This window comes from uncultured Clostridium sp., from assembly GCF_937920395.1.
Classification (GTDB): domain Bacteria; phylum Bacillota; class Clostridia; order Clostridiales; family Clostridiaceae; genus Clostridium_AD.
Genome location: NZ_CALEVF010000262.1, coordinates 1 through 6,315, shown reverse-complemented (window position 1 = coordinate 6,315; position 6,315 = coordinate 1). Strand labels below are relative to the sequence as shown.

Genomic DNA, 6,315 nt, shown 5'->3' with positions numbered 1-6,315 from the left:
CTTCCATTTGTCATAGACTGGCTCATTCCCTTCGGTGTTGCCTTTATTTCTCTATAACCATTAGCAAACAGAACTTGTCCACTTTGTTACCAATTTCTGTAACGGGGTCGCATCCGTCTCCCAAAAAAAGTAAATATAGAAATATAGGGTGTGCATTTAGTATAGAATAAGTCGTGAATGAAAATTAAGAATATTGCCTTTCAAAAGGTTATCTCTAATTTATTTTGCATTTATTAGGCTTTCGGTGCGACCCTCTTGTAGAATATGGAAGCGTATGCGAGCATATTTTACTTACTCTTATCTATCTATTCCATATTTACTATAGTTGTATCTCCAATTATATAAAGTTACTCTATTGATCTTATACTTTCTAGCAATCTCCTTCATTGTTCCAATTCCATTATCATATTCATTTAAAATTTTATACTTTTCTTCTGCTGTATATTTACTTCTTTTATTCATAAAAATGCTCCCCTTTCTAGTAACAGATTTTTATTATTTAATCTGTCTACCTTATGGGGAGCATATCATTACATTTGTGTTACATTCAACTATTTATATAATGTTTTAACACCCCTCAATTATAAATACTAATAACAGAACACTTGGTATAGTTGTGGCTAAAACTCAGGTTGAAACATATATTATTACGAAAAAATAATTAAAAATGGAGGAATTTTATGAAAGGAATAGATATATCTAGTTACCAACAGAATGTAGATTTTGTAAAAGTAAAAAATAGTGGAATAGAAATAGTTTATATTAAAGCTACTGAAGGAATCACGTATAACAATCCTCTGTTAGAATCACAATATAATGGAGCAATGGAAGCAGGACTTAAAATTGGATTTTATCATTATGTAAAAGCAAATGATCCAATATTAGAAGCAAAACATTTTCTAAGTGCTATAGCTGGACTTTCAGCAGACTGTAAATACGTTATAGATGTAGAAGAGGCCTCAGAGAGAACCACAACACAAATAAGTTCTAATGTAAGGCTATTCGCAAATTATTTAATATCAAATGGTAAGGAAGTTTGTATTTATACAAATGATAATTTTTACTCAACCTATTTAGACAATTCAGTCAAAAATATACCTTTGTGGGTGGCTCATTATGGAGTAGCAAAACCGGATGCAATTAATTATATAGGGTTTCAATATTCATCATCAGGAATCGTAAACGGAATAAATGGGCCTGTAGATTTAGATGAATTTAAATCCGCTATCTTTATTGGTCCAAGCTCACCTATAAATCTTGTTGTACAGTCTTTTCAACATGCTATTAATTTAGTTGGACTAAGAGAAAAAAATGGGAACATGCTTGTTGATGATGGTATCAAATGTACGTATACAAATGAAGTTATAGCTAAGGTATTGGTTAATAAAGGAGCTCATAATGAACTTGTACGTTGGATACAGCAACGACTTGTTTCACTAGGCTTTAGCGTTGGTAAACCTGGATCTGATTCATATTTTGGACCGAACACATTATTAGCGGTTAAGAAGTTTCAGGTTTCAAGAGGGTTAAAACAAGACGGGATTGTAGGTCTATTAACTATTACTCAACTTTTAAAATAATTTAGGGTATGAAGTTGTTATAGGGGTAAACACAATGTCGTGAAAAAAGATTGATTTCACGACATTTGCTATGTACCTATATCTAGCATATACCCTCATTCTTGCTTTTACCTTATGCAATAAGGCTCTATTTAACTGCATAAAAGGTGTCTAATTGAGAATATACACTCATTTATGCATGATTTGTATAACAAACCATTTATGAATATCTACGTAAATAGTATTACCCTGGAACAGCAGGCGCTGTAATTATTACATCTGGATCATTATGGACAAAAGTAATATTTATTGCTCCAATTATTTCTTTTTCTCTATATTTTTCTTCAATATTTTGCGGAAAAATTTCTGCTAGTTCAATGCTTTCCTTAATCAGCCTAAGTCCATTAGTATTAAGTCGTTTTAATAATTCACCTACATCTTTGGCTTCTATTTCAAAATTAATACATATGGCTGCATTTGAAAACATAGTATGGTTCATAACCCATCCTGAACCGCTATTAATACAGCTAACTGCGTAATCAATCATATTATTTCTATTTTCTTTTGTAATACATGCTACGTTTATATATTTGGGTATCATTTTATCACCTCAATTGAATTAAGACATAAAAAAGTATATCTTAATTATACTACTATTCCCTTATACAATGATGAAAGGCATACAACATAATAAAATGTTATATTGAACCAAAAGAAAGAACTATCTGAGCTACAGATGGTTCTTCCTTTTGATTTTTTCAACGTGAATTAATAGGAATCATAATTCTCTTACCAATTTCTAAATTTGAATTTGAATTTAAGATATTTCTATCAAAAATGTCTATTAAACTTGCCTTATAGTAATTACTTAATTTCCAAAGGGTATCTCCTTTTACTACTGAGTGGATAACTTCAGTCGGTGGAATTAACTTTGAAGGATCAATCACCGGTATCTTTAGCATCTGCCCTGGATATATCATAGATCCGCTTAGATCATTGAAGACTATTATTTCCTGGATTGGTATTGAATATTTAACGCTGATTTTCCACAGATTGTCACCGGTTACTACTGAATAATAAAAATAGTCCTTAGTTATTGTGAAATTTGATGATAAATATTTATTATCAAGTTTTACAAACTTATATCCCATTAGCTTAAGCTGTGGAATAGCTGCCATAATTCCTTCTGCCGTTTCCTTTTCAGGATGGTTCATATGAAATATAAGTATAGAGCCTGGAGGTGCACTTAAACATGCTCTGCGGACCTGTTCTTTTGTAAATGTAGCTCCTGCATCTCCAAGGACATTAAAGTTTACTGCATCTTCTCCAATTTCATTTACAATTTTTACTGCCACCTCATCATAGTATGCTGTGCCAGAACGAAAATATTTTGGTTTTCTTCCGGTAAGTTCTTCAATTTTTCGTTCATTTAATATTATCTCATCGACTACTTCTCCTATATTCTGAGTCCCTGTAATACCATACGCTGATTTACCGTTTACTGAAAGAGGTTTATGGAGATAGCCGTGATTCTCCATTTCAAACTGAGGAATTTTTGACAATGCCATGAAAGTGTTGTAATTGGCATCAATCCATCTTGAATTAATAAATAAAGTTGCGGGTATATTTTCTTTTCTTAAAAAATAGATTAGCTCACTATCATACCCATTGCTAAGTGTGCTTCCACCACAGGCATCAAAAGTTAATGCAATAATCTTATCTGTCGTATTTATTTGTGTTTTAACCCCAGTAGTTTTTTCACCCCATTGTGTGGGAATTTCATTTTTATATTTACTCGTCATGCTTTCCTTCAGTTGCGGAATTGTTAAATTTGAACTAAAAACTTCCTTTAATTGAATTTCTTTAACATTTAAAATATTTTTAGTACTTATAGCTTTTTCAATAGTAGTTTTATTATCAGTTTTTGTTATTTCATAATCTTTAGAATAAATTATAATAAGTACACACAAAAAATATAAGGTTAATAGATACACTTTGTTTCTTCTCATGCTTAAACTTCCTTTCCACCCTATTTATTTATATAAAAAATTATTTGTATGCTTATTATTCCTAATATACATTTTTTATATTCTAAATAAGATCTACAAATTTATTAAGTAAAATAAATTCATTTATAAGTTAATAGTTTACTTACGTATAAAATATTAATTTTAACTAATAATGCGTCATAGTTGTGTACAGCAACGATTTAAACTTCATCTAAACTAACTCGCATAGAAATATGCTTAGACTTACCCCCCTACAATTACCAGTGGATTATATAGGTGAAATCAAAGTATAATTATTTTATTATGAGAGATAAAATAGAGAGGAATATCTAAATTTTGGATTATTTCTTTTAGTGGTAGTATTTACATTTATATTTAGCTCATTATTTTCTTTAGTTCTTATTTCATATGTAATATATAATAAAAACTTGGTATAAAACTTTATTTATAAGAAATCATGAAATAATTTTGCTGGAGAAGGAAATAAAGCAAGTTGGACAAGTTATTACAAAAAATTAAAAAAGGGGAGAGATCAATGGGGGAAAAAGCTATTAGAAAATTAATTATTCTTTTATTAGCATTTGTGTTTATTACTAGCGGTTTATTAATACCTTCAGGTTTGGCATTCGCAGCAATAGATGGGGCACCGATAGTTGCAGCTATCAATATTACTCCGATAGCTGCAGATGGAAAAATAGTATTTGGAATGCCAAAAATATCTGTTAATCCTACTGATGATAAGGGAATAACTAAGGTTGAGTTTTATACAAAGGCAGTTTCGGCACCAGACACTGCTTATTATAAAGTAAAGACTGTTACTACAGCACCTTACAGTGCTAATTGGGCTACAAGTCCTTGGGCTTCTGATGGTGAATATACTATTAAAGTTGTTGTATATGATACAACAAACCAAACTGCTTATTTAACAAGAAATGTAATTATTAGAAACACTACACCGATAATTACATCTATCGATATTACTCCGATAGCTGCAGATGGAAAGTCAGTATCTGGAATCCCAAAGATATCTGTTAATCCTAGTGCTGATAAGGGAATAACTAAGGTTGAATTCTATACAAAGGCAGTTTCGGCACCAGACAGTTCTTATTATAAAGTAAAGACTGTTACTACAGCACCTTACAGTGCTAATTGGGCTACAAGTCCTTGGGCTTCTGATGGTGAATATACTATTAAAGTTGTTGTATATGATACAACAAACCAAACTGCTTATTTAACAAGAAATGTAATTGTTAAAAACACTATACCACCGACAAATCTATTATCAACTGCAAAAATAGGTACTAATGTACTTTTGAGCTGGACAGCTGCTGCTGGAGCAGTAAGCTATGAAGTTTACGAAGGAATAAATAAAGTTGGAGCGACAACTATAGCTACTGATTTTATGGTAACTGGATTAAACGCAGCAACAAATTATACTTTTACTGTAAAATCAAAAGATACTTTAGGAAACATTTCAGCAGCATGTAATAGTGTTACTGTAAATACAGAAGCTCAAGCAGCAGTTAATCAAATTAATCTAAATAGTTATGTTGCTAAAGCGATATCTACATATGAGATAGGAAAATATTCATATCTTTTAAACAATGATTATCAACATTACAATGGTGTAACACAAGATATAGTTTATAACGGAATAACCTTATTAAAAGCTAATCCAGATGGAAGTAAATCAAGTCACTGTGTAGGTTTAACCTTTGAAGTTTTCTTTAAAGCTATGCAGGCAAGAAATAGCGATGCTGGAATCTCAAAAGATAACTTCAACGATATGTCTTATGAAAATATGACTGATTTTATGCTTACCTGGTATGCAGCATTGGATACTCCCAAATCACAAGGTAACCAACTTGCTGGAGCTATTGAAAAATATGGGTTAGGAACAAGAATAACTAATCTTGAGGAAGCTAAAACTGGTGATTTCGTAGATTTTGAAAGAACAACCAGTACAGGGCATGCAGCTGTGTTTATGAACTGGATTAGAGATAACACCAATATTATTGGATTTAAATATTGGTCTTCAAATGTATCAACTAATGGTATTAATTATAAGGAAGAATATTTTAGTGACAGTGTTACAGCGGGAATTGTTGATAGAAGCCAACTGTATATTGGAAGAGTGGGATCTTTGGAAAACTATAAGTCTTTCAATAAGTAAAATTAATATCATGGAATAAATAGAGTTGACTCATTAGGTACCTTCAACTCTCAGTTATATTTTTATCTCAAATTTGCTGGTGTTAAAACACAAATAAATACGACAGATAAATTTATTACGTTAACTTGAACCAAAAGGAAAAACCATCTGAGCTCAGTCCCAGATGGTTTTTTAATATTATTAAGCGCTAACCTTGATCAAAAAGAAGAAGGCCCCTTTATTTACCCTCTTCATACTGATTAATTAATTTATAAAATGTAGTTTTCTTTAAATCTAATATTTTCATAACATCAACACCACTTATATCACCATCTTGCATCATTTTATAGTATCTTTCCCATAGCTTAGGATACTCTATAGGCTTACGTCCTTTGTACTTGCCTGCTGTTACTGCAATTGTTATGCCTTCCATCTGTCTACCCTTTAGGTAATCACGTTCAAGTTGTGCAACTGCTCCGTAGCAACATAGCTTTTCCGTTTCGCTTCCAATCTCTGCAAGGGGTCATCAATCTCTGCAATGGGTCAGACCCCATAGCCATCAAGCTAGTAGAACCAATTAATGTAATTGAGATTC

6 protein-coding genes are annotated in these 6,315 nt (G+C 31.4%); 2 read left to right on the top strand and 4 right to left on the bottom strand.

Going from position 1 to position 6,315, the window contains the following annotated elements; translation table 11 throughout:
- Positions 1 to 297: 297 nt before the first annotated feature.
- Positions 298 to 462: a transposase gene (locus Q0649_RS16905; protein ID WP_298844755.1), complete on the bottom strand. Its 165-nt coding sequence runs from the start codon at positions 460 to 462 to the stop codon at positions 298 to 300.
- Positions 463 to 680: 218 nt separating this feature from the next.
- Here Q0649_RS16905 and Q0649_RS16900 point away from each other — a divergent pair, with 218 nt between their 5' ends.
- Positions 681 to 1,580 (top strand): GH25 family lysozyme, encoded by a 900-nt coding sequence (locus Q0649_RS16900; RefSeq protein WP_298844751.1) that lies wholly within the window; start codon positions 681 to 683, stop codon positions 1,578 to 1,580.
- A 223-nt stretch (positions 1,581 to 1,803) separates the two neighbouring features.
- Here Q0649_RS16900 and Q0649_RS16895 read toward each other — a convergent pair whose 3' ends face one another.
- Both Q0649_RS16895 and Q0649_RS16890 read right to left on the bottom strand, forming a co-directional pair.
- Positions 1,804 to 2,160 (bottom strand): hypothetical protein, encoded by a 357-nt coding sequence (locus tag Q0649_RS16895; RefSeq protein ID WP_298844746.1) that lies wholly within the window; start codon positions 2,158 to 2,160, stop codon positions 1,804 to 1,806.
- A gap of 157 nt (positions 2,161 to 2,317) precedes the next feature.
- Positions 2,318 to 3,568 carry a LysM peptidoglycan-binding domain-containing protein gene (locus Q0649_RS16890; RefSeq protein ID WP_298844743.1) on the bottom strand — a complete coding sequence of 417 codons (1,251 nt, stop codon included), beginning with the start codon at positions 3,566 to 3,568 and terminating at the stop codon, positions 2,318 to 2,320.
- A 535-nt stretch (positions 3,569 to 4,103) separates the two neighbouring features.
- Here Q0649_RS16890 and Q0649_RS16885 point away from each other — a divergent pair.
- Positions 4,104 to 5,741 carry an Ig-like domain-containing protein gene (locus Q0649_RS16885; RefSeq protein ID WP_298844740.1) on the top strand — a complete coding sequence of 546 codons (1,638 nt, stop codon included), beginning with the start codon at positions 4,104 to 4,106 and terminating at the stop codon, positions 5,739 to 5,741.
- Positions 5,742 to 5,958: 217 nt separating this feature from the next.
- On the opposite strand, the gene Q0649_RS16880 is transcribed toward Q0649_RS16885, so the two are convergent.
- Positions 5,959 to 6,153: a hypothetical protein gene (locus Q0649_RS16880; protein WP_298844737.1), complete on the bottom strand. Its 195-nt coding sequence runs from the start codon at positions 6,151 to 6,153 to the stop codon at positions 5,959 to 5,961.
- Positions 6,154 to 6,315 lie beyond the last annotated feature (162 nt).

What these genes read in the sequence shown, in the direction of transcription:
- Q0649_RS16900 (WP_298844751.1), top strand. Translation starts at nt 681, where the DNA reads ATGAAAGGAATAGATATATCTAGTTACCAACAGAATGTAGATTTTGTA.
- Q0649_RS16895 (WP_298844746.1), bottom strand. Translation starts at nt 2,160, where the DNA reads ATGATACCCAAATATATAAACGTAGCATGTATTACAAAAGAAAATAGA.
- Q0649_RS16905 (WP_298844755.1), bottom strand. Translation starts at nt 462, where the DNA reads ATGAATAAAAGAAGTAAATATACAGCAGAAGAAAAGTATAAAATTTTA.
- Q0649_RS16880 (WP_298844737.1), bottom strand. Translation starts at nt 6,153, where the DNA reads ATGGAAGGCATAACAATTGCAGTAACAGCAGGCAAGTACAAAGGACGT.
- Q0649_RS16885 (WP_298844740.1), top strand. Translation starts at nt 4,104, where the DNA reads ATGGGGGAAAAAGCTATTAGAAAATTAATTATTCTTTTATTAGCATTT.
- Q0649_RS16890 (WP_298844743.1), bottom strand. Translation starts at nt 3,568, where the DNA reads ATGAGAAGAAACAAAGTGTATCTATTAACCTTATATTTTTTGTGTGTA.